General features: G+C 53.3%; 1 rRNA gene. It reads left to right on the top strand.

Annotated features, from left to right (window positions below):
• Positions 1-317, top strand: a 23S ribosomal RNA gene (locus tag THS27_RS26550); the annotation flags it as partial.

Consider the following 317-nt stretch of genomic DNA (forward strand, 5'->3'; position numbering starts at 1 on the left):
CTTTTAGAACAAGTGGTAGCGGAGCGTTCCGTAAGCCTGTGAAGGTGTACCGTAAGGTATGCTGGAGGTATCGGAAGCGAGAATGCTGACATGAGTAGCGATAAAGGGAGTGAGAACCTCCCTCGCCGAAAGCCCAAGGGTTCCTGCGCAAGGCCAATCCGCGCAGGGTGAGTCGGCCCCTAAGACGAGGCTGAAAAGCGTAGTCGATGGGAAACAGGTTAATATTCCTGTACCCGTGAGAAGTGACGGCCTTCGAAAGTTGTACCTCCTTATTGGATTGGAGGTGCCGCCTGGAAGGTCCAGGAAATAACTCTCAC

Origin of the sequence: Thalassospira sp. MCCC 1A01428, assembly GCF_002115825.1 — a bacterium.
Classification (GTDB): Bacteria; Pseudomonadota; Alphaproteobacteria; order Rhodospirillales; family Thalassospiraceae; genus Thalassospira.